Source organism: Saezia sanguinis (assembly GCF_003991585.1).
Taxonomy (GTDB): domain Bacteria; phylum Pseudomonadota; class Gammaproteobacteria; order Burkholderiales; family Burkholderiaceae_C; genus Saezia; species Saezia sanguinis.
In genome coordinates this window covers 113,513-136,257 of sequence record NZ_PQSP01000002.1, presented here as the reverse complement: position 1 = coordinate 136,257, position 22,745 = coordinate 113,513, and the positions used below count along the sequence as shown (strand labels likewise).

Annotated in this window: 9 protein-coding genes; 7 read left to right on the top strand and 2 right to left on the bottom strand. The window is 54.7% G+C overall.

The annotated features are described in order from the left end of the window. The first annotated feature begins 227 nt into the window (after nucleotides 1-227). The 7 genes from ffh to CUZ56_RS04655 all read left to right on the top strand — a co-directional run bounded on the left by ffh (nucleotide 228) and on the right by CUZ56_RS04655 (nucleotide 9,763). On the top strand, nucleotides 228-1,586 hold the full coding sequence (ffh, locus tag CUZ56_RS04685; RefSeq protein WP_126978769.1) for a signal recognition particle protein: 1,359 nt from the start codon (nucleotides 228-230) through the stop codon (nucleotides 1,584-1,586). Then, complete coding sequence (gene hemG / locus CUZ56_RS04680; protein WP_204250827.1) at nucleotides 1,587-2,255, top strand: menaquinone-dependent protoporphyrinogen IX dehydrogenase; 669 nt, start codon at nucleotides 1,587-1,589, stop codon at nucleotides 2,253-2,255. A 129-nt stretch (nucleotides 2,256-2,384) separates the two neighbouring features. Further along, nucleotides 2,385-3,158 carry a two-component system response regulator CreB gene (gene creB / locus CUZ56_RS04675; protein ID WP_126978767.1) on the top strand — a complete coding sequence of 258 codons (774 nt, stop codon included), beginning with the start codon at nucleotides 2,385-2,387 and terminating at the stop codon, nucleotides 3,156-3,158. Nucleotides 3,159-3,177: 19 nt separating this feature from the next. Then, entirely contained in the window at nucleotides 3,178-4,683 is a 1,506-nt protein-coding gene (creC, locus tag CUZ56_RS04670) for a two-component system sensor histidine kinase CreC (protein ID WP_126978765.1), read from the top strand. A 143-nt stretch (nucleotides 4,684-4,826) separates the two neighbouring features. After that, entirely contained in the window at nucleotides 4,827-6,872 is a 2,046-nt protein-coding gene (locus tag CUZ56_RS04665) for a VIT domain-containing protein (protein ID WP_126978763.1), read from the top strand. A 65-nt stretch (nucleotides 6,873-6,937) separates the two neighbouring features. After that, nucleotides 6,938-8,392, top strand: coding sequence for an exosortase Q (gene xrtQ / locus CUZ56_RS16160; RefSeq protein WP_239442044.1), 1,455 nt, complete (start codon nucleotides 6,938-6,940; stop codon nucleotides 8,390-8,392). Nucleotides 8,393-8,413: 21 nt separating this feature from the next. After that, the gene (locus tag CUZ56_RS04655; RefSeq protein ID WP_126978761.1) at nucleotides 8,414-9,763 is read left to right on the top strand and encodes a biosynthetic peptidoglycan transglycosylase; all 1,350 of its coding nucleotides are present in this window, start codon (nucleotides 8,414-8,416) and stop codon (nucleotides 9,761-9,763) included. Nucleotides 9,764-9,831: 68 nt separating this feature from the next. On the opposite strand, the gene CUZ56_RS04650 is transcribed toward CUZ56_RS04655, so the two are convergent. Both CUZ56_RS04650 and rtcR read right to left on the bottom strand, forming a co-directional pair. After that, entirely contained in the window at nucleotides 9,832-20,493 is a 10,662-nt protein-coding gene (locus tag CUZ56_RS04650) for an autotransporter-associated beta strand repeat-containing protein (protein WP_126978759.1), read from the bottom strand. A 561-nt stretch (nucleotides 20,494-21,054) separates the two neighbouring features. Next, a complete protein-coding gene (gene rtcR, locus CUZ56_RS04645; RefSeq protein WP_126978757.1) occupies nucleotides 21,055-22,668 on the bottom strand; it encodes an RNA repair transcriptional activator RtcR in 1,614 nt (537 codons plus the stop codon). Nucleotides 22,669-22,745 lie beyond the last annotated feature (77 nt).

Genomic DNA, 22,745 nt, shown 5'->3' with positions numbered 1-22,745 from the left:
TGTCCATAACAATTATGTCGCATTCATCCACAAAATACTGCACCCCATATACCGTGCGAAATGGCTTTAAATACACTTACTTAAGCTTATTGGTTGCCTCACATATAATACTTGCTGGAGGCTGAACCTTCCAGTACTTATTGATCTGCTACTGGCTATTCCGATTTTATAGCCCCTCAATAAGGCCGGGTTTTGGCCGTCATTTCATTCTTTTGATCAGAACACGCATGGCATCCACACTCAGCACCAAGCTTGCCCACATCGTCAAACAAATGCGAGGACAGGCCCGCATCACAGAAACCAATATCGCCGATATGTTGCGCGAGGTGCGTATGGCGCTGCTGGAAGCAGACGTTGCGCTGCCTGTTGTCAGAGAGTTCATTGCACGCGTCAAAGAAAAAGCGCTGGGGCAGGATGTTATCGGCTCGCTCACCCCTGGGCAGGCACTGGTCGGGGTGGTGGAAAAAGAACTCGCCGCTACCATGGGCGATGGCATTTCAGACATCAACCTGTCAGTGCAGCCCCCGGCAGTGATTCTGATGGCCGGCCTGCAAGGTGCCGGAAAAACAACAACCACCGGCAAACTGGCCAAACTGCTGCAGGATAAACGCAAGAAAAAAGTCCTGACCGTCTCAGCGGACGTTTATCGCCCAGCCGCAATTCAACAGTTGGAAACGGTCACCCAGCAAGCCGGCGCAACCTGGTTTGCCAGCTCGCCAGATCAAAAACCCGCAACCATTGCCACAGCGGCACTGGATTATGCGAAAAAACATTTTTTTGATGTGCTGATCGTTGACACGGCTGGACGGCTGGCTATTGACGAAACCCTGATGCAGGAAATCCGCGAGCTGCATACCGTCCTCAATCCAGCTGAAACCCTGTTTGTGGTAGACGCGATGCAGGGGCAGGACGCCATCAACACCGCCAAAGCGTTCAAGGAGGCATTACCCTTAACAGGCATTGTGCTCACCAAGCTGGATGGTGACTCCCGCGGTGGTGCCGCGCTCTCAGTGAAAACCATCACCGGAGCCCCCATTAAATTTGTAGGGGTGTCCGAAAAACTCGACGGGCTGGAGGTATTTGATGCCAAACGCCATGCCGGCCGGGTACTTGGCATGGGCGATATTGTGGCGCTGGTTGAAGAAGTGCATAAAAGCGTCGACATGCAAGCCGCTCAAAAACTGGCGTCCAAAGTCAAAGAAGGTGGCGAGTTCACGCTGGAAGACTTCCGGCAACAAATCTCCCAAATGAAAAATATGGGCGGCCTGTCCGGATTTCTCGACAAACTGCCCGATGCCCTGGCTTCCCGTGCACAGAACCTTGACATGGGCAAAGCCGAAAAGGATATTGCCCGTAAAGAAGGGATTATCAACAGCATGACGGCACAGGAACGCCGCAAGCCGGACCTCATTAAAGCCTCACGCAAACGCAGAATTGCCGCTGGCGCAGGGGTACAGGTACAGGAGGTGAATCGCCTGCTGAAAGAATACGAGCAGATGCGCGATGTCATGAAAAAAATGAAAGGCGGCGGGCTCATGAAAATGATGCGCCGCCTGGGTGGCATGAAAGGCCTGCCCGGCATGTAAATGCAAAACAGTACAGCGGCATCGGCCGCGATGTTTTTATCCACTTCAAATACTGCACCAGCCATGTACCAAGACATATCTTATGCACCGGTTTTACTGCTGTATTCAAGCCGCTTCGGACAAAGCCGTACCATTGCAGAACGTTTAGCCGGACACCTGAACAGTTCAGGACACATCTGCACACTGCAAAACATCGAAAAACTGGTCACCTTGGCCCAACCGCTGGACAATTACGCTGCCATTGTGATTGTTGCCTCCATCCGTTACGGTCACTTTCACCGGCGTGTGAAAGCATTTGTACAACAGAACCTGGCCGCACTCAATCAAAAGCTCAGCGTTTTTGTACCCGTCTGCCTGATCGCCCGCCGGCAGGAAAAACGCCAGATTGAAACCAACAGCTATACCCGCAAACTGCTTGCGAAAACCGGTTGGAAACCGTCTATCATCAGCATCACGGCAGGCGCTCTGCGCTACCCCATTTACAATTTTTTCGACCGTTTTATGGTTCGCCTGATCATGGTCATGATGAAGGGCGATACCGATACCAGCCGGGAATATGAATACACCGATTGGGAACAGGTGCATATGCTGGCGCAGCAAATCCACCAGCAGCTTGGCACCCAAATGCCTCAGAAAACCGAACAGGCAAACCAACCCCTTTCAGAATAAATGTGCAACTGAATTTCCGCTGGCATGGTCTTCCGCCCCCAGGTTAGGGTGTGTTGACACTAAACAATCGTATCCCTTTAGATCAATTGCTGGCAAAATGCGACTATTGATTCAATAACGAAGAACACCATGACCAGCCCGCCTAAAATCCTGATTGTGGAAGATGAAGCCAGCATTGCCGACACCATTCAGTACGTACTGGAAACCGACGGCTTTACCCCAATCTGGTGCGCAACAGCCTCTGAAGCGCTGACCCGGTTTCAAAACGAACTGCCGGCTTTTGTCGTGCTGGATATTGGCCTGCCGGATATGCATGGCTTTGAGCTGTTCCGCCGCCTTCAGGCTGTTCCGGGTGGGGCACAGGTTCCCATGCTGTTTCTGACGGCCCGCAGTGACGAAATTGACCGGGTTGCCGGTCTGGAGCTGGGAGCTGACGACTATATTGCCAAACCATTTTCTCCGCGTGAACTGGTCGCACGTGTGCGCACCATCCTGCGCCGCCTGGAGAAAAGGGCTTCTGCTGATTTCAAACCATCAGAACTCCCGGCAGAAACCTCTGGCGAAAAAACGCCTGCCCATGCAGCCATGGCAGCGCCGTTTGAGCACGACGAGCAACGCATGCAGATCCGCTATTACGGCAAGCAGCTTGACCTTTCCCGTTATGAATACCGCCTGCTGCGTCTGCTGATACAACGTCCGGGGCGCGTATTTTCACGGGAGGAATTATTGCAGATCGTATGGGACCAGGGCAACGAAAGCTTTGACCGCACGGTAGATGCCCATATCAAAACGCTGCGCTCCAAACTCAGGGAAATTGCACCGGATGCCGATGCCATCCGCACCATTCGCGGCATAGGATATGCGCTCAGCGAAGAGTGGCCACAACGCCCTTCAGAGTGCTAAAGTACAGCGGCTCCATGTCATGCGCCTACGCTTAACCCCACGCAACCGGATTTTTATTGGTATTCTGCTGATATACACCATTGGCGTGTGCGCATTGCTTTATAACCTGATACAAAATATCGACCCGCGTTACCGCGAATCGGCAGAAGACTCCCTGGTGGAAACAGCCAACCTGCTGGCCAGCGTGACCGAGCAATACGTTCAAAGAGGCGCTATTGACGTTTCGCCACTGCGCGACCTGATGCAGATGCTGCACGCGCGCGAATTTTCCGCCAACATTTACGGTGTGCAGAAAAACCGGGTTGAATTGCGTGTGCACGTTGTCGATGAACAGGGCATCGTCCTGTACGACTCGCTGGGACAAAATACAGGTGCCGATTATTCCGGCTGGCGCGACACGGCTTTGACACTGCGCGGACAGTATGGTGCCAGAACCACCTCCGATATTCCCAACGACAAAAGCAGCGCGGTCATGTACGTCAGCGCACCGATACGCTGGAACGGTGAAATCATCGGTGCCATCACCGTTGGCAAACCGGTGCAAAGTTATGGCCAGTACATCGACAATGCACGCAAGCAGATTCTTTATGTCGGCATCTTCTCTGCCATTGCCATTGCGCTGCTGGCACTGATTGTTGCCATCTGGCTGACACAGCCGCTAGGGCTGGTTACCGAATACATCCGGTATGTGCGTGCGCAAAAATCCATTAACCTGCCGCGCCTGGGGCGTCGTGCACTGGACCTGTTTGCACAGGGCTACGAAAACATGCGTGATGCGCTGGCCGGCCGTCATTACGTTACCAAATATGTGCAGGTGCTCACCCATGAGCTCAAAAGCCCGTTATCTGCCATCCGGGGTGCTACCGAATTGCTGCAAGAACCCATGCCGGAAGCACAACGGCAACGTTTTTTACAGAATATTGAAAGAGAAACCCGGCGCGTGCAGGAATTGGTCGACCGGATGCAGGAACTGACGGCACTGGAGCAGCGCCGCTCGATCAAAGACCCGCAAATCATTGCATTGGCACCGTTGCTCGATGAACTGGTCAGCAGCGCACAGGCCATTGCTGCAGCGCGCCACATTGACGTCAAACTCCAACTCCCCGACCACAGCGCCACGCTGGCGGTGGAAGGGGACCGCTTTTTATTGCACCGCGCGATCCGCAACCTGCTGGATAATGCCATTGATTTCTCTCCCGACAACGGAGAGGTTCTTGTTTCTCTGCAAAGTCACAAACGCACCGTCAGCATCCACATCCAAGACCAGGGCCCGGGCATACCGGATTATGCGCAGGACCGGGTTTTTGAAAAGTTCTATTCGCTCGCCCGCCCTGGCAGTCATAAAAAAAGCACTGGGCTGGGTCTGTCCTTCGTCAAGGAAATTACTATTTTGCACTATGGCACAGTCGCGCTGCGCAATGTGGCACAAGAAAATCACACGGCATCTTCACTCAACGAAAAAACAACCGGAACCATCGCCAGCCTGACACTACCTCTTGCTGACGTAAAACTGCAAAATATGTGATCTGACAGCGCATTCAGCCAACCAGACTTCACGCAAACTTCACGTTCACTTCACAAAATTCTTTTGCACTTCAAAATGTTTTCTCATTGACCCGCCACACTGCAGGCATGCGAATACCGCATGTTTATCCAGGTGAGGTCAATATGCTCAAAAAAATAAATCCATTTTACCGTCAGCCACTGACCTGGCTGACGCTGTTTGCTCTGCTCGTTGTAGCGTCTCTTGCAATCCCCAGTGCATGGGCGCAAAACAATCCACGCCAGACAACCGAGAGCCCTTATTTCTATATTCCCGGCGGGCAGGCCGGTGTGGACCAGTTGCCATTGAAAGACACTGATGTGGATGTGCGCATCTCCGGCGTCATTGCCGACGTCACCATTGTGCAGCACTACCAGAACACCGGCACACGCGCCATTGAAGCCAAATATGTTTTCCCCGGCTCCACCCGCGCTGCCGTATACGCGATGAATGTGCGCATCGGTGACAGGCTGATTACCGCCAATGTCCGTGAAAAGCAGCAGGCCCGCATTGAATACGACACGGCCCGCAGCGAAGGCCGTACTGCGGCACTGCTGGAAGAGCATCTGCCTAACGTATTTCAGATGAATGTTGCCAACATCATGCCGGGTGATGATATCCGCGTTGAATTGCGCTACACCGAACTGCTGACCCCACAGGCAGGCAACTACCAGTTTGTTTTCCCGATGGTGGTCGGCCCGCGCTATAACAGCCCGAACGCACAGGCCCCCAGCTCACGTGCTGCCGCAGCCGCTACCAGCAACCCGTACTTTCACGAAGGCGCGCCTAACACCGCCTTGTTCAACATCAAGACAACCATTGTGTCGCCACTGGGCATTAAAGAGATCGCATCTCCTTCACATGCCTTGCGCATTTCACGCAGCGAAAGCGATAAACGCGCCATGGTGGAAATGGAACAGGGATTTCACGTCAGCAACCGTGACTTCATTCTGGACTACCAACTGGCTGGTGAAAAAATAGAATCCGGCATCATGCTGTACCGCGGACAGGATGAAAACTTTTTCCTGGCCATGGTACAGCCGCCTAAAACGGTAGCGCGTGAAGAGATTCCCCCGCGTGATTACATCTTCGTGGTGGACATTTCCGGCTCGATGGGTGGTTTTCCGCTCAACACGGCCAAAAAGGTACTCCAGGAGCTGATGGCTGGCCTGCGCCCGAACGACACATTCAACATTCTGCTGTTCTCCGGCAGCAGCAGCACACTGGCGCCCAAGTCTGTGCCCGCAACGCAAGCCAATATTGAACAGGCGCTTAAAATGCTGAGCACCTATTACGGCAGCGGCAGCACTGAGCTGATTCCAGCGTTGCGCCGCGTGTATGACCTGCCCAAAGACCCCAATGTCTCGCGCACGGTGGTTATCATTACCGATGGGTTTGTCAGTGTAGAGCGTGAAGCGTTCGACCTGGTACGCCGCAATCTGGATAAAGCCAACGTGTTCGCCTTTGGGATTGGCTCTTCTGTCAACCGTTACCTGATTGAAGGGCTGGCGCGCGCCGGTATGGGTGAGCCGTTTGTTATCACCAGCGCCAACCAGGCCGCAGAACAGGCCAAGCGGTTCCATCAGATGATTGCCTCCCCTGTACTCACCAGCGTCACAGCCCGTTTTGAAGGGCTGGATGTTTACGACGTAGAACCCGCTAAATTGCCCGACGTGCTGGGTGAGCGCCCGGTCATCGTATTCGGCAAATGGCGTGGTGAACCCAACGGCAACATCATCATTGAAGGCCGCAGCGCCAATGGCGCATACCGCCAAGTCATACCTGTATCCGGCCAGATCAGCCAGGACACATCTGCCCTGCGCTATCTGTGGGCCCGGCACCGGATTGACAGCTTCATGGATCAGGAAAATTTAACCGGAGGACATATGTACCAAGACCAAATCACCAGCCTGGGGCTGAAATACAACCTGCTCACCCCCTACACCAGTTTTATCGCTGTTGACCGCATTGTGCGTAACACCAGCCCGAACCAGAGCGCCCAGGTCAATCAGCCCTCCCCCATGCCTGAAGGCGTGAGCGATGCAGCCATTGGCTCTGAAGTGCCCAGCACACCGGAACCCGCTGCTTTGGGTGCCATGTTGCTGGCCGGCTCTGTGCTGGCAATGCTGGCACGCCATCAGCGCCGCCGCAAAGACCGGTTAACGTCCTGATACGGTGCCGGCAAACATCGGCAGACCATAAAACCACGTTTTACCCAGCGCCCAGGGAGATCACCATGTCAAAACCCGCCACTGTCACAAACTGCAGGCATGACGCTTTCTCGCAACGACCTTCCTTTCAGATGTCTGTGTGGTGGTGGCTGGCCGCACAGGTGTTCTCCCTGTGGCCTACCTGGGTGTGGATGTCGCGCCGTATGTTTGACGGCTCTGATGATCCGCTGGGCATCCTGGCAATTGCCGCCCTGGCATTCACTGTCTGGCAGATACGGCACCGGCTGATTCAAACCCCGCGCCTGTCCTGGCTGTTTGCGGGGCTTGCCGCCACACTGGCTGCCACGGCCTCGGTCGGCACGCTGCCTGCATTATTGACCGGTGTTATTTCGATGCTGGCCATTGCAGCTACATTGCTGGCTTTTCTGCCTGATGATGTGGCCCGGCTGCCGGTCATCGGCCTGGCCATTCTTGCACTGCCGCTGCTTTCCTCCTTGCAGTTCTATGCCGGTTATCCGCTCAGGGTCATTACCGCCGAAATCAGCCTGTGGCTGCTGACACTGTTTTATGAAGTCCAGCGTGAAGGCAGCACACTGCTGGTGAATGGCCGGCTGATCATGGTGGATGCCCCCTGTTCCGGTGTGCAGATGGCGTGGCTGGGGTATTTCACCGCCTGCGTCACGGCACTGTGGTGGCGTCTTTCCAACCGGCAGTTTCTGTTGCGCCTGCCGCTTGTCGGCATACTGGTTTTATCCGGCAATATTTTGCGCAACAGCGTGCTGGTGGCTCTGCAGGCCAGCCATCATCATGTTGCAGACTGGTTACACCAGGGTATCGGGCTGCTGGCACTGGGCCTGGTTTGCCTGGGCATTGGTTTGCTGATCGGTTACCGGACAACCGCAACACCAAACCCGCCAGCCGCACAGGCTGAAACCGCGCTGCCCCGATCTGGATTCAAAAGCAAAAAACGCCCATTCATTTACCATGCCGGTGCTGCTTTTTTTGTTTTGTGCACGTTATGGACAGTCAAAACCACGGTTGCTCAGCCAGAGACCTCGGGTACAGGGCAAAGCACTTTTGTTGAATGGCCACACCAGTGGCATGGGAATACGCTGCGCCCCCTGGCTTTAAGTGAAGTGGAACAACGTTTTGCCCAGGGTTTCCCCGGCTCCATTGCCCGCATGACCGATGGCAGCCGAATGCTGGTGTTCCGCCATGTCACCTCCCCAACCCGCATGCTGCATCCGGCCGCAGACTGTTACCGCGGGCTGGGCTACCAGATTAAAAACGAGCAACTGCAAGCCGACGCAGATAACCGCCTATGGCGTTGTTTTATCGCCATACGCCAAGGCAACGCCTTGCAGGTATGTGAGCGGATTGAAGATACACATGGACGCGCTTATACTGATACCTCGGCATGGTACTGGTCGGCTTTGACCTCCTCACAATCCGGTCCGTGGACCGCCATTACCATTGCCCAGCCTGCAGGCATGGGGCACACCATACCTCCTGCCATTTGATTTTTTGTTTTATGAGTCCCTATGCCCCCGTCCAGCACACCAGACACTGTCCGCAAGCGCTCACCGTGGCGCTGGCTATGGCGTTTTCTGTTTCTGGTGCTGTTGCTTGTGGCACTTGCCCTGGGCAGCCTCTGGTATGTGTACGATACCCGGCTCAAACCCGCACCGGGCGAATGGCAGTACACATGGCGCATCGGAAGGCATGAAATACCTCTGAGCATTCGCAAAGCGCTGAACTTTTTTTCCGACCCAACCTACGGGCAGTGGCTGGACTGGCTGCCTGTCAACCTCAGCAAACAGACTTCATACGGCAAGCTCGGCCTGTTTTGGGATCATTCCACCCAGTCTCTTTTGGTACTATGCAACGACTGCCAGATTCACTGGGACGGTGTGGCATCTGCCCCTCTGCGCATTCCGGTTGTCAGGGCTTTTATCCATCAGGACAAACCGGATTTCTTTTCCGGCACCATCTCGCTGGGCAGCCGTGAACAACCCCATTTGTATTTAGGCTGGGAAGGAGAGTTACAGCGTGACACATTCTCCATGCACATCAATGCCGATGAGCTACCTATTTCAGATATTTTTTATACGCTGGTGCCCGACATTCCGGAGCTCAAGCATGCGGTGATTACCGGCACCATCAGCCTGGGTGCGCAGGTGGTACTTCCCTCGTTCGAACTTAAGCTCTCCAATCCCCGCACACATGATTTCACTGTCAGCGGGCTGGGAACAGAACGCCTGATTCATTCACAATCGACCTGCGGCAAACCCAGCCAGTTGCCGATGAACCACTGGCTGGTACGCGCTGTCATGTCGGCAGAAGACCAGCGTTTTGAAGAGCACCCGGGCTACGATCTGCAGGAACTGATGGCGGCCCACGATGCCAACCAACTACAGGGTTCCGTCATACGTGGCGGCAGCACCATCACCCAGCAAACTGCCAAGCTGTTGTTTACCGGCTCGGAAAGATCACTGACGCGCAAATTGCGTGAACTGCTCTATGCGGTGGAAATGGAGCAAACGCTCGGCAAAACCCGCATCATGCAACTGTATCTGGATAATGCGCCATGGGGCATCTACCCCGATGGAAAAATTCTCTGTGGCGCAGAAGCGGCTGCCCAGCACTATTTCGGGCGGACTGCCGCCAATCTGAAACGTGAACAGGCCGTGTGGCTAGCTGCCATGCTGCACAGCCCGGTCGCCGAAGCGCGGGCCTGGCAGCGCACCGGCCGCATTAACCTTGGCCGGGCCGTCTGGGTGGCAGAATATGTGCGCAATGCACCCAATTCAGGGCCGCGCGCACGGCAAAACGTGATCAACGCGCTGCGCCGTGACCCCAGCCTGGGCATGAAACCCCAAACGCCAAACTAGGGCGTGTTAACCCACCCTCAAGGCGGGCAGAGGCACTTTAAAAAGTGCCTCCACACCCATGACAACCATCAGAAACGGACATCCAGCCTGAGGTTTGCGCCATGGTCAGATGCATCGCTGCCAATCTGCCCCTGATAGCCCAGCTTCAGAGACGCCGCATCGTTCAGCCTAAACGACACCCCCAGACCAATCACAGCACTGTTTCTATCCAGCGGTGCACCCTGAATACTGAACCCGTTCCAACTGCCCATAAAGCGGTTGGTTGTTTGCGGGTCGGTATCGCCGAATGCGTGCTGCCAGCCCAGGTCGGCGTGCAGAGAAGTCTTGTCGGAGACATCCCACTGCGCCCGTGCGCCCAGCGTGGTATAGGTCACGTGGTCACTGCCGCCTTCCACCTGCAACCCAGAGTAGCTCCAGCCTTCTTTGGCGTCATCTGTATCCAGGTAAACATGGGCCAGATTCAGGTAAGGCGTCACATTGAACTGAGGCGTCAGCTCAAACGTATGACTACCTTCACCGAATATCTGGAACAGATGGGCATTGTAGCTGGAGCTGTTCTTGCCGGAAACAGAGCCCACCCAAACATTCCGGTCGGTATCAATATCCAGGTAGCTATAGCTCAACCCACCCCTCAAATCAATCGGGCCGGCGCTGGTGCTGCCATAGACTGCCAGGTGCAGTGCATCAGCTTCAGATGTGGAGTAGCGGTTATCGTTAACCTCCATCTTGCTGTGCTCATAGCCTGCAGCAATACCCACGCGGAAATTTTCACCCACCGCGGTATCCACCCCGACAACAAAGCCATAACCGCTGTTATCCACTTTGGTGGCATTGCCGTCACCGTCTATTTCACCATCGTGGCCCCAGGCATCCACCCAGCCGCCCAAACTGCTGGCCTGAACCGCCCCGCCCTGCAGATCAGACGCTGCACCACTGTAACCGCTGGCATCAGCATACTGATGCCCAAGCTGGCTGCTGCCGTTGAATACATGGCTGCGGTTGTCACTGGTTGCCAGCAGGCGGTTATTCAATGCACTGCGCAGATAACGGCTGTTGCTGAGCAATGCACTGCGTGTAGAGGCATATGCTTCACCGGACAGGTTGTCAAACGAAGCGCGGGCACTGGCGGCATCCATGCTGACAATCTGCTGGTAAACCGGATTGGCGGCACCCAGCAGGTCAATGGCCCAGCCGGTATGGCGCTGGTTGACCGTATAGGCCACATCACCAAACGAAATGCTGTTGCGTGCAAAGTTCAGGTACACATGATTGGTGTCTGAGGTCAGCGTCGGCGTCATAAACACCAGATTGCTGCTGACACTGTCAAACGCCCCATCCTTGCTGGCCCCGGTGCCTGCAAGCGGACTGGCTGCTGTCAGTATGGTGTAGGTATTCTCCTGCGCCCAAGACCCTGCTCCGGCCAGCACCTGCACATGACCGCCATTGATGGTTGCCGTGCCCAGTGCATTCACATGGTCGTGAGAACCATCGGGATTAACTTCAAACTCATAAATCGAGCCGGCATTGAATGTGATGTCGTTCACCGTCAGCTCGCCAATCGAATTGCCCGGCGCCAGTATCGCACCACTGTTAAGCACCACATGACCACCGATGCTGCCATGCCCGCCCAGACGGGCGCCTGAATTCACCGTCACATCGCTGTTATGCTGTGCAGCGCTGTTGGCTGCCGTGCTGCCGACAATCAGGGCACCCCCGTTAACTGTCGTGCCGCCCGTGTGGTTGCCCACACCATCCAGTATCAATGTGTAGCTGCCGGTTTTTACAGCACTACCCGCACCCACGATAGTGCCGTTGAACGTGCTGTCTTTGGTATGGTCTATCGTCAGTTCAGCGCTGCCCAGGTCAACCACAGCTCCAGCATCACCGCTCAGGCTGTTCATGGTCAGGTCATAGCCGTTCAAATCCAGCGTTCCTGTGCTGCTGATGCTGTAATGCCCTTGCGCCAAGGCATTGGCTCCTCCGGCCTGCAACGTGCCATGGTTCACCAGAGTATCACCACTGTACGTGTTGCTGCCACTCAGGGTGAGAACTCCCGCACCTTCTTTGGTCAGATTACCGGTGCCCGTAATGTTGTTGGCAAACGTTGCATCAGCCACCTGGTCAAACACCAGTTCGGCATAATTCAGCACATCGCCCCGGATGCTCTGAGCATTTCCCTGCAAGACGCCCTGTGCGATCACCGTTCCGCCGGTATATGTGTTATTCCCGGTAAGAATCAGCTTGCCTGCGCCTTCTTTTTGCAGCCCGTCAATACCGGCAATGACCGTATTGATGGTTGCCGAGTAACCGGCAGATGCATTGCTGTTAGTCCCCACCACAATGCGTCCATAAGACTGCCCTGCTTCTTTTTCCAGTATCAGCGAATCTGCTGCGCCGCCGTTCAGAACATAACCATCGGTCAGAAACTGCATGCCTAGCGTCTGGATATTGCCGCTGACCGTCACATTGCCGGCCTGGCTGCCGCCAAACACCGCAAAGCCGGGCTGCGGCACCATGTTGCCATTGGCAACGCTGGCCGTTGCATCGGTCCACACGGCGGCCCCGCTGCTCCAGACACCATCACCACCGACCAGATTACCGGTGCTGCCTGCAGCGTTCCAGTAATTCAGTGCAACGCCATTGTTGATGTTATTCAGGTATATCTCGTTGCTCTGGTTGCTCAGGCTCAGATAACTTGGGTTGGCTCCGCCAGTACTACCAATGGTGATGTTGCTGATACTGCCGTTAAGCGTACCATAACCCATGATGGCGTACACACCCGTGCCAAAGCTGCCCGTGTTGTGAATATTGAGCGTGCTGCCTCCCAGAGTCAGCTCTCCAGCAACGCTGATGTAGTCATTGGACGGTATGCTGCTTGCAGCGGCAAAATCCAGGTCCACAATGCTGCCGGACTGCAGGTTCAAATCGCCCGCCACAGTCAACTGCCCGATAGAGCCAGTACCAGCCCCCGGTGACAGGCGGCCGCCACTGGCAACGATCACATCGTTGCCAGTGTCACCAACCCTGCCAAAGCCGCCCAGCGTGGCACCGCTGTTGACATGGACTCCCCCCACAATTCGGGCCGTCTGGTGTGTGCTGTCGCCAACGATCAATGTACCTGCATTGATTGTTGTATTGCCGGTATACGTGTTCACACCGTTCAGCGTCAGCGTGCCTGTACCAGCGTGCGTCAGGCCGCCAGTACCTTCGATGATGCCGGCATAACTGGTCATGGTGCTTTGATCAACAGTCAGCAAAGCACTGCCCAGGTCAATATGACCGCCTGTGCCGGACAGGTCTGACACATTCAGTGCGTAATTGTTCAGACTCAGCATGCCGCCGTTCACCACATACGCGGTGTTCTGTGCCAGCCCCGTGCTGCTGCCTGCCTGCAAAGTGCCGCCGGTTACGGTCGTTACACCGCTGTAAGTGTTGTTGCCACTTAAGGTCAATGCGCCAGCACCTGTTTTAGTCAGGCTGCCAGTGCCCTGAATATCTCCAGCAAAACTGGCGGTGGTGGACTGGTCCACCGTCAATGCAGCGCTGCCCAAATCAATCTGCCCGCCAGCCCCGGACAACCCGGAAGCGGTCAGCGCAAAATCATTCAGGTCCAGCACGCCGCCGTTGACTACATATTCGGCATTTTGCGTAAACCCGGTGCTGCTGCCGGCCCGCAAGGTACCGGCGGCCACTGTTGTAGCGCCGCTGTAGGTGTTGTTACCATTCAGTACCAGTGTTCCCGCGCCGTCTTTGGTCAGTGCACCGGCTCCTGTGACATTGCCATTCAGCGTTAATGTGGCACCTGCCCCGGCAGTTCGAATGGCACTGGTTGTACCGGTTACCGCCACATTGCGTGCCGATGCAAACCCGCCGGTTACCTCAAGCGTACCGCCCTTCAATGCCACCGCATTGCTGGCCGCACCCAGGTTGCTGTCCTGACCAACCGACAACACGCCTCCCGTAACACTGACGCCACCGCTGAACGTGTTATTGGCAGTGAGATACAGCGTCCCGGCGTCCTGTTTATCCAGGCCATTGGTCCCTGCAATAACGTTGTTGATGGCCACATGAGGCGTTACCGATGCTGTACCATCACCGGTACGGATGGCCGACTGCTGGCCTGAGCCATTGCTCGCCAGTGTCAGCGTATCCCCCATCAATGTATAGTTCACCAGAAACTGCATGCCGGTCGCCGCAACACCACTGCCGGACACGGTTACTGCGCCCTGGTTATCCTTGAAAATGGCAAACCCAGGTTGCGGATACATTGCCTGCGTCACGCTGGCTGCAGCGTCGGACCATGTCTGCGATGTGGTCGACCAGGTTCCGTTGCCGCCCATGTTGTTGGCGTTGGTTGATGCCAGCGGGTTCCAGTAATTCAACGGCCCGCCGTTGTAGGAGCTTTCCAGATAAATCAGCCCGGTGCTGTTCTTGACTTCAACCGTATACCCGGAAGGTACCGTACCGGCTGCGGCATCAATCACACCGGTACCATATTTAGTGCCTGTGTAGCTGATCAGGTTGTAAATACCGCTGGCGAAACTGCCGTTATCATTGATGTTCAGCACAGAAGTGCCATTGAGGGTGACATCTCCGCTCACAGCCACCTGGTCATTCATTCCGGCGGCGCCAAAGTCAAAGTTCAGAATGCTGCCGGCCTGCAGTGTCAGACTGCCATCAATATTCAACTGCCCGATGCCGCTGTAGCCAGGGGTCAGCACCCCGCCGCTTCTGATTTCGACATTGCCTGCTACCGTACCAAAGCCTCCCAGACTTGCCGCATTATTCACTGTAAAGGCTGCGCCGGCAGAGCCAGCACGGGCCGAGCTCATGGCACTGGTAGAACCCACAATCAGCGCGCCGGACTGAACCACTGTGCCGCCTGAATAACTGCTGACGCCATCCAGCAGAAGATTGCCGGCCCCAGACTTGATCAGGTTCCCGGTACCGATCATTGTGCCGGAATACATGCTCTGGCCAGACGTATTGACCGTAAGCTGTGCACTGCCCAAGTCGATTGTGGTGCCCGCAGCCCCTGACAGGCTTGTCATCGTCAGGTTGTAGTCATTCAAATCCAGCGCACCGGTATTGTTCAACTCATACCGGCCTGATACCAGTGCCTGGCTGCCGCCAGCCTGCAACGTGCCGTTGTCAATAACGGTTTTGCCTGTATATGTGTTATTGCCCGTAAGCAGCAGTGTACCCGCGCCCTCTTTGGCAAATTCACCTGCACCGCTGATATTGCCGGCAAATGTGCCTGCCGCAGCCTGATCAAATACCAGCTTGGCCTGGTTGACCACATTGTTCCTGATGCTGTCGGTATTGCCCTGAAGCGTACCTGCATTGACAACGGTATTGCCCGTGTATGTATTATTGCCGGTCAGTATCAACGTGCCTGCACCTGTTTTCTGCAAACCTTCGGTGCCTTTGATCTCGCTGCCGATGGTGGCGGTATAGCCTGCCGATGCAGCCGAGCCATCGCCCACGCGGATTTCTGCATTACTGCCGCTAACCAGCTCCAGACTGGTGCCCTGCAACACATAGCCGCTGGTGGCAAACTGCAGCCCGGAAGCCTGTACCTGACCATCCGCATCGCTGAGGGTTACCGTACCTGCGGTCTGGTCAAAAATGGCAAACCCTGGATAAGGGTTCATCGCATCTTTGCTGTAGCCATCCTTATCAGACCAGACTTGTGCATCTTTTGACCAGGTACCGCTGCCACCAACAACAGCCGAACCCGCCGTTCCCTGTGCGTTCCAGAAATTCAGCGTACCGTCTGCCGTACTGATCAGATTGATCTGCCCGACCAGATATTGCAGATCGAGGTCATAGCCTGCCGGTGACGTGCCGAACAATATGCCGCCATTGCTTTGCTGTAATGTGCCGCTGTAATCAAACAGCCGGTACAACCCAGGCCCGAAACCGCCTGCATCCGCAACGTTCAGTGTGGTGCCATTGAGCGTGAGGTCGCCATCCACGTACACCTGGTCGTTGACGCCGATATTCTTGAAAGAAAAGTCCAGTACGCTGCCCTGAGCCAGCGTCAGATCACCATTGATGGTAAACAACGCTGTATCCGTTCTGCTGCCCCCTGGGGCCAGATGCCCGCCGCTGTTGACCAGCACGTTGCCGTTGACTGTGCCATGCCCACGCAAAGTAGCATTGTTTTGTACCGTGACATTGGCACTGTTCAACTGTGCTGATGCATAGATATTTGTACTGCCTACAATCAACGTCCCGCCCGAAACCGTGGTGTTGCCTGTATAGGTATTCACACCGTTGAGTGCCAGGGCACCGTTGCCCTGTTTGACAAACGCCCCCGTACCCGTAACGGTACCATAATAATCTGTATTGCCTGACTGGTTAACTGTCAACTGGGCGCTACCCATATCGATGATACCTGTAGCGCCTGTGCTGCTGCTCAGCGAAGACATGGTTAACGCATAGTCATTCATATCCAGCGTACCGCCGTTCACGGTATACGCCACATTCTGCGAGAGCGCACCAGCATTACCGGCCTGCAATGTACCGGCATTGACAGACACCGCACCGGTATGCGTATTGCTGCCATTGAGCACCAGCAGCCCTGTTCCCTGTTTGGACAAAGTCCCCGAACCTGCAACAGCACCGGCATACGCACCATCTGCCTGCTGGTAAATACTCAAGGAACCACCGCTGATATTCAGTGTGCCGCCAGTACCGGAAAGCGTTCCAATACTGACGTTATAGCCCCCCGTATGCAGAATGCCACCCGTGATTTCATACGCACTTGAAGAAGAGAACGCATTGGTGCTCCCTGCCCTCAAAGTGCCGTCCTGCAGCCATGTTTTACCGCTGTAGTAACTGTTATTGTTACCCGTCAGTGTCAGGGTTCCTGCACCTTGTTTAATGAAAACGGTATCTGCAGCCGTTCCGGACGCATTGCGCAGGTTGCCGGCAAAAGTGGTGTCGGTAGCCTGATTCACCGTCAGCGTGGCTGAATCCAGCCTGACCTCACCACCAGTGCCTGACAGGCTGCTCATGGTCAGGTCATACCCACCCAGATTCAGCGTACCCGCATTCACCACATAGGCGCCATTGTTGACAAACGCACTGGCACTGCCTGCCGTCAGTGTGCCGCCACTGAGCGTGGTGGGGCCTGTATAGCTGTTACTGCCAGAAAGCGTCAGCGATCCACTGCCATTTTTAGTGAAGCTGCCAGCACCTTCGATATTGCCGGCATAACTGGTATTGCCAGTCTGGTTCACGGTTAAAGCAGCCCCGGCCAGAGTAACCGTTCCGCCGTTACCAGATAAACTGCTCATCGTCAGGCTATGCCCGCTCAGGTTCAACTGCCCGGTATTGTTGATGGCGTAAGCACCATTTTGCGCCAGTGCTGTTGTGCTGCCCGCAGTCAATGTGCCCGCATTAACCGTGGTTACACCTGCATACGTATTGGCACCCTGCAAAATCAGCTCGCCTGCGCCCTGCTTGGTTAAGCTACCGGTGCCACTGATGTCGCCATAGAAATTCCCCAGAATACCCTGGTCAAACACCAGCGTGGCATTGTTTTCAATATCCCCCAGCAGGCTGGATGTATTGCCCTGCAAGGTGCCGTCTGCCACAATGATGCCGCCGGTATAGCTGTTGCTGCCAGTCAGGATCAGTGTGCCGGCCCCTGTTTTTTGAACTGTTTGCGAACCCGCAATTTCGTTGCGAATGGTTGCCACGTAGGTACTGGCCGCAGCACTGCCATCGCCCACACGGATTTCACCGTCATCTCCGCTGACCAGTGTGAGTGCCTGTCCATCCATGATGTACCCATCCACGGCGAACTGCATACCGGTGGCCTGAATATCCCCCTGCGAATTATCAATGGTCACTGTGCCTACATCGCCACCGAAAACAGCAAAGCCGGGGAACGGATCCATAACGCCCGGATTTCCTTTATGATCAGCCCAGTTAGTGGCATTTTGAACCCAGGTACCTGTTCCGCCGCCCAGACGGGAAGTGCTGGCCAGGCCATTGGCATTCCAGAACACGACACCATCGGTGTCATTGACCAGATTGATCTGTTTATCACCAGCCAGGTACTGGATCTGCACCCGATTACCCGATGGGACCGTCCCCAACAAAATACCACCATTGGTCGTAGTGAGCGTACCATCGTAGTCAAACAGACGGTACAGACCTTTGCCGAAATTAGCCACATCAGTAATATCCAGCACCGTGCCGTCCAGCGTCAAATCGCCTTTGACATAAACGCTGTCTGACGCGCCTGCAATCAGTGCCGACGCTCCAGGGGCATCAAAATCAAACTGCAAACGGCTGCCCTGAGCAAGTACAAGATTGCCTTCAACCGTCAACGTGCCGATGACTGCACCAGCAATGCTGCTGTTATTACCCGGGGCCAAAATACCGCCGGCTTCAACCGTGACCGTTTTCCCGGTTGTACCCACGCTGCCGTGCCCGCCCAGCGTTGCGCCGCTGTTAACCGTAATAGCGCCTGCCAGTTTGGCTGCACTGTCGGTCGTATCAGCCCCAACCAGCAATGCCCCACCGTAAACCGTTGTTTGCCCGTTAAATGTTCCGGCTGTACCATTCAGTACCAGCGAACCAGCTCCTGTTTTATCCAACGAGGCATTGGCATAATTGCCATTCAGGTTGCCAGCATACAGGCCATCCGCAACCTGGTTGAATTCCAGCCGGGTACCTGCAGCCACATTGATTTCAGCACTGTGCAAACTGCTGGCGCTGCCCACCAGCGCACCGGCATTGAGATTGATTTTCCCTTCATAACTGGTATTGTCACCACTGAATGTCAGTGTACCAATCCCATTTTTGGCAACAGTGCTGTAACTTGCATTAGCGCCCAAGCTGATGATGTTGCCGGAAAAAACACCGTCGCTGCCCTGCGCAAACGTCAGGCCCTTGTTGTTGGCATTGTCTGCAAATGTGATGGCCCCCTGCAGGCTGTTCGCATCCCCTTGCAGCGTGCCATTGTTGATCGCGGTTCCGCCGCTGTAACTGTTGTTGCCCACCAGAATGTACGTCCCGGTTGTGTTCTTGACCACCTGACCGTTGCCGCTGATGTCTCCCGTGAGCGTATAGGTGTAGCTTGATGAATACGAGTCCAGCACCAGCGTCGCATTGTTCACCACATTGCCCTGCAGCGCCCCAGCGACACTGGTCAGCGTGCCGCCCTGAATCTGCGTACCGCCACTGTGGCTTGCCACACCGCCATACAAACCACTCAGAATCTGATTGCCCACCCCGGTCTTGATCAGCGCACCGTTGCCGGTCACATTGCCATAGTACGTCGAGGTGCCGCTGGCCAGCTCAATCGTCAGGTTTGCCCCCGAACTCAGCGCCACCGCGCCATTGCTGCTGGTGCCTGAAGACAGGCCTGCTGCCAGCAGGGCATGCCCATTGAGGTTCAGCACCCCACCGTTGACCGCGTAGCTCGCCCCTTGCAACAGGCCGCTCGCGTTGCCCGCGGTCAGACCACCGGCATTGAGCACCACGTTGCCTTTGTAGTCGGTCACTGTGCCGGTGCCCAGCAGCGTCAGCACGCCCGCCCCGTTCTTGGTCACCGTGTTGCTGCTGCCCGTGCCCTGGCTGGTGATGTTGCCGGAAAAAACACCGTCGCTGCCTTGCGCAAACGTCAGGCCTTTGCTACTGGTGCTGTCTGCAAATGTGATCGCCCCCTGCAGGCTGTTCACATCCCCTTGCAACGTGCCATTGTTGATCACGGTTCCGCCGCTGTAACTGTTGTTGCCCACCAGAATGTACGTCCCGGTTGTGTTCTTGACCACCTGACCGTTGCCGCTGATGTCTCCCGTGAGCGTATAGGTGCCGCTTGACGAATACGAATTCAGCACCAGCGTCGCGTTGTTCACCACATTGCCCTGCAGCGCCCCAGCGACACTGGTCAGCGTGCCGTCCTGGATCTGTGTACTGCCAGAACCTGTTGTTGTCCAACTGCCTTGAAGAGTGAGTGTTCCGCTACCGGTTTTATAGATATTGCCTGTCCCGGTCACTGAACTGGTGCTGGCAAACGTTCCATTGGCGGTCTGGTTAAACTCCAGCTCCGCATTGTTGACAATTGCGCCACGCAGACTGCTTGCATTGCCTTTCAAACGGCCAGCACTGACTGTGGTGCCACCGGTATAAGTGTTGCTTCCGGTCAGTTCCAGAATTCCGCTGCCGGTTTTGTCCAATCCATTGCTGCCTGCGATCACGCTTTGGATGATGGCGGTGTTACCGGCCCCGACATCCACAGCAGACTGTGGGCTCACTCCGTCGCTCACCAGGGTTAATGTACCACCGATCAGCGTATAACCATCCAGCAGAAAACTCAGTCCTGTCGCCTCCACCGTACCTGATATAGTGACCGTACCCGCCGTATTGCCTGCAAAAATAGCGTTATCTGCACTGCCCATTGCAGTATTTGGTGTTGAGGCAGTCGAATCCGTCCACACATCGCTGGTTGTTGACCAGGTTCCACTGCCCCCTTCCAGATTACCCACACCGCCTTCGGCATTCCAGTAACTATCAGCCCATGCACCACTGGAGCCCAGCATAAAAACAGCACCTAAAGTGCTGAGCGTAAACCGCTGCAATCTGCTGCGTAAAGGTTTATCAGCCGAAGTACGTGAAGATTTATTTTTTGACCTGCCCTTGGCCAGTTCGGATACAACTTGAAAACACCCCAGGGAATGGTTCCAGACAACGCGATAGATGCAGTTCATAAGAGCCCTTAGTAACAGTCTTAGACAACTGTAATTTTTTATTCTTCTTTCATAGAAAAGCACTGGGCCTTGGCAGGTTGCAGCCAGCTACACCTGCCCGAATATTGCTTTTGATTCGCAGGCCCTTTATACAGAAAGAAAAACCTTGTGTGAATTGGGGACAACAGTTGAAAGTATGCCTATGAAACACACTTTTTTGGCGAAAAACCACGCGGTATATTCAAGCATGACTTTTCGCTTTTTGATCAAGCAGTTATATAACTTTAAGAAAGCATTGCCTGAGAATTGTTACTTTTTTATACAGTTATTCGCCTATGACAGCAATGCCTCATGCCCGTATAACCGGCTTCTCTGTTCGCGTTATTGAGTCCACTCGAACGCTACTCTACTTCCACCCACAGCTTATGCCAGCTTTTTCATAACTCAGCAAAGGTGTTTCGCTGCTCTGCGCTTTTTCTTTGTTTGCAGCCATGTGCACAATATGCACCAGCCTCCAGACGAGCATGAATCAATTGACAACTGCTGTATCAACCTCCGCTGCTGTCAAACACACATCGCATGCTAGGCAGAAACAGTTTTCCAGCTTAAACCAAACTTTTGCAAATACTTTCTTAACCGGTCCGCATCATTAACCACTGCGCGCTGTTCACGGGTTGCATTAAACAGCTTCCTGCCAGCTTCTGACAGCGTTTTGCTTTGACGGCATACGGCTACAACCGACTGCAACTGCATCCGGTCAAACAGATCCGTCTGCGCCCATGCCTCTTCGCCCAGCAATGCCTGCAAAAATTCCACATCCACACGCCCTGTTTTTTCTGCCATGCCATCCGGTCTGTGCCACATCCATTGCAGGCGCTGAATTTCCGCATCTACCAGTTCCACGGTAATCCGTCCCCCGTCAGCCAGTGTGGCCATACGTGCGATAGAAGCCGTCAGGTCGCGGAAGTTTCCCAGCCAGCAGGCCTCAGCCGACTGGGCAAAATTAAAATAACATTTTTTAGCCTCGACATTGAATCTGGCTTTACGCCCCGTATCCTGTGCCACCAGCGTCAACAGGTAATCAACGTTAGGCTCAATATCCTCCACACGCTCACTCAGCCCAGGCAACACGTATGTCCACAAATTGATGCGCGCAAACAAGTCTTCACGAAAATGACCAGCCGCCACTTCTTTTCGCAAATCGCGATTGGTCCCTGCAATCAGTTGAAACTCGCTTTGCACCTCGTGATCAGCCCCCACCGGCAAAAAACGCTTTTCTTCAATCGCTTTAAGTAGCATGGCCTGCTCATCCATGCCCAGCTCACCAATTTCATCCAGAAACAGCACACCTTTATGCGCCAGCCGCAGCAAACCGGAGCGATCCACCACAGCGCCGGTAAACGCACCCTTTTTATGCCCGAACAATGTAGAAGCCGCACCATCGCCCCGCAAGGTGGCACAGTTCACCTCCACAAATTCGCCTGAGACCTGATGCCGCGCCTTTTTCAGCTCATACACTTTACGCGCGAGAAAAGACTTGCCCGCCCCGGTTGGCCCCACCAGCAGCACAGGCGCTTTGGAGCGCACCGCAATGCGCTCTATCTCTTCAATCATTGCGTTAAAACGTGTATTACGCGTTGCAATGCCGCTTTTCAAAAATGTCAGCGCATCTTCCCGATCCGCATTAAAACGCTGTGCAATCCGGTCATAGCGCGACAAATCCAGATCGATCAGTTCTACACGCCCAGCCCCTTTCGGCTCACTTTTAGGGGGTGGTGCTGTCTGCAGCAACACACCGGGAATAAAGTGCGCCTCCACCATCAAAAACATGCAGATCTGCGCCACGTGTGTCCCGGTTGTAATGTGTGCCCAATATTGTTCTTTTTCCAGGTCAAACGGATATGTCCGAGCCCAGTCATAAACGGCGGTATACACCGCGTCAAAATCCCAGGGGTTGGCTAAAGGCATCAGCACCAGATTAACCTGCGTATGCGGAGAAACCTGCGCAATATCGGCAACAACCCACTTTGCCAGTGTTTCATGCTGTGGCGCATAAAACAACTCAATCCGGTCTACCGGCTTATCCGGCTGCTGTGTCACCGAAACAGTGGGACGCCATTTATCCCAGCGCCGTGCAGACATACCGGAATCCAACTGTGTTCCCAAAAAACCAATGACAACTGTTTTTTTATTCATTATCTAATTTTATAAAAATATAGTTATAAAAATAATAATTATATATTTTAAAACCATGCAATCAAACTCTTATTTTG

Bases quoted from the DNA above. Each gene is read 5' to 3' on its own strand.
- creB (WP_126978767.1), top strand. From the start codon at position 2,385: ATGACCAGCCCGCCTAAAATCCTGATTGTGGAAGATGAAGCCAGCATT.
- ffh (WP_126978769.1), top strand. From the start codon at position 228: ATGGCATCCACACTCAGCACCAAGCTTGCCCACATCGTCAAACAAATG.
- xrtQ (WP_239442044.1), top strand. From the start codon at position 6,938: ATGTCAAAACCCGCCACTGTCACAAACTGCAGGCATGACGCTTTCTCG.
- CUZ56_RS04655 (WP_126978761.1), top strand. From the start codon at position 8,414: ATGCCCCCGTCCAGCACACCAGACACTGTCCGCAAGCGCTCACCGTGG.
- creC (WP_126978765.1), top strand. From the start codon at position 3,178: ATGCGCCTACGCTTAACCCCACGCAACCGGATTTTTATTGGTATTCTG.
- CUZ56_RS04650 (WP_126978759.1), bottom strand. From the start codon at position 20,493: ATGAACTGCATCTATCGCGTTGTCTGGAACCATTCCCTGGGGTGTTTT.
- hemG (WP_204250827.1), top strand. From the start codon at position 1,587: ATGCAAAACAGTACAGCGGCATCGGCCGCGATGTTTTTATCCACTTCA.
- CUZ56_RS04665 (WP_126978763.1), top strand. From the start codon at position 4,827: ATGCTCAAAAAAATAAATCCATTTTACCGTCAGCCACTGACCTGGCTG.
- rtcR (WP_126978757.1), bottom strand. From the start codon at position 22,668: ATGAATAAAAAAACAGTTGTCATTGGTTTTTTGGGAACACAGTTGGAT.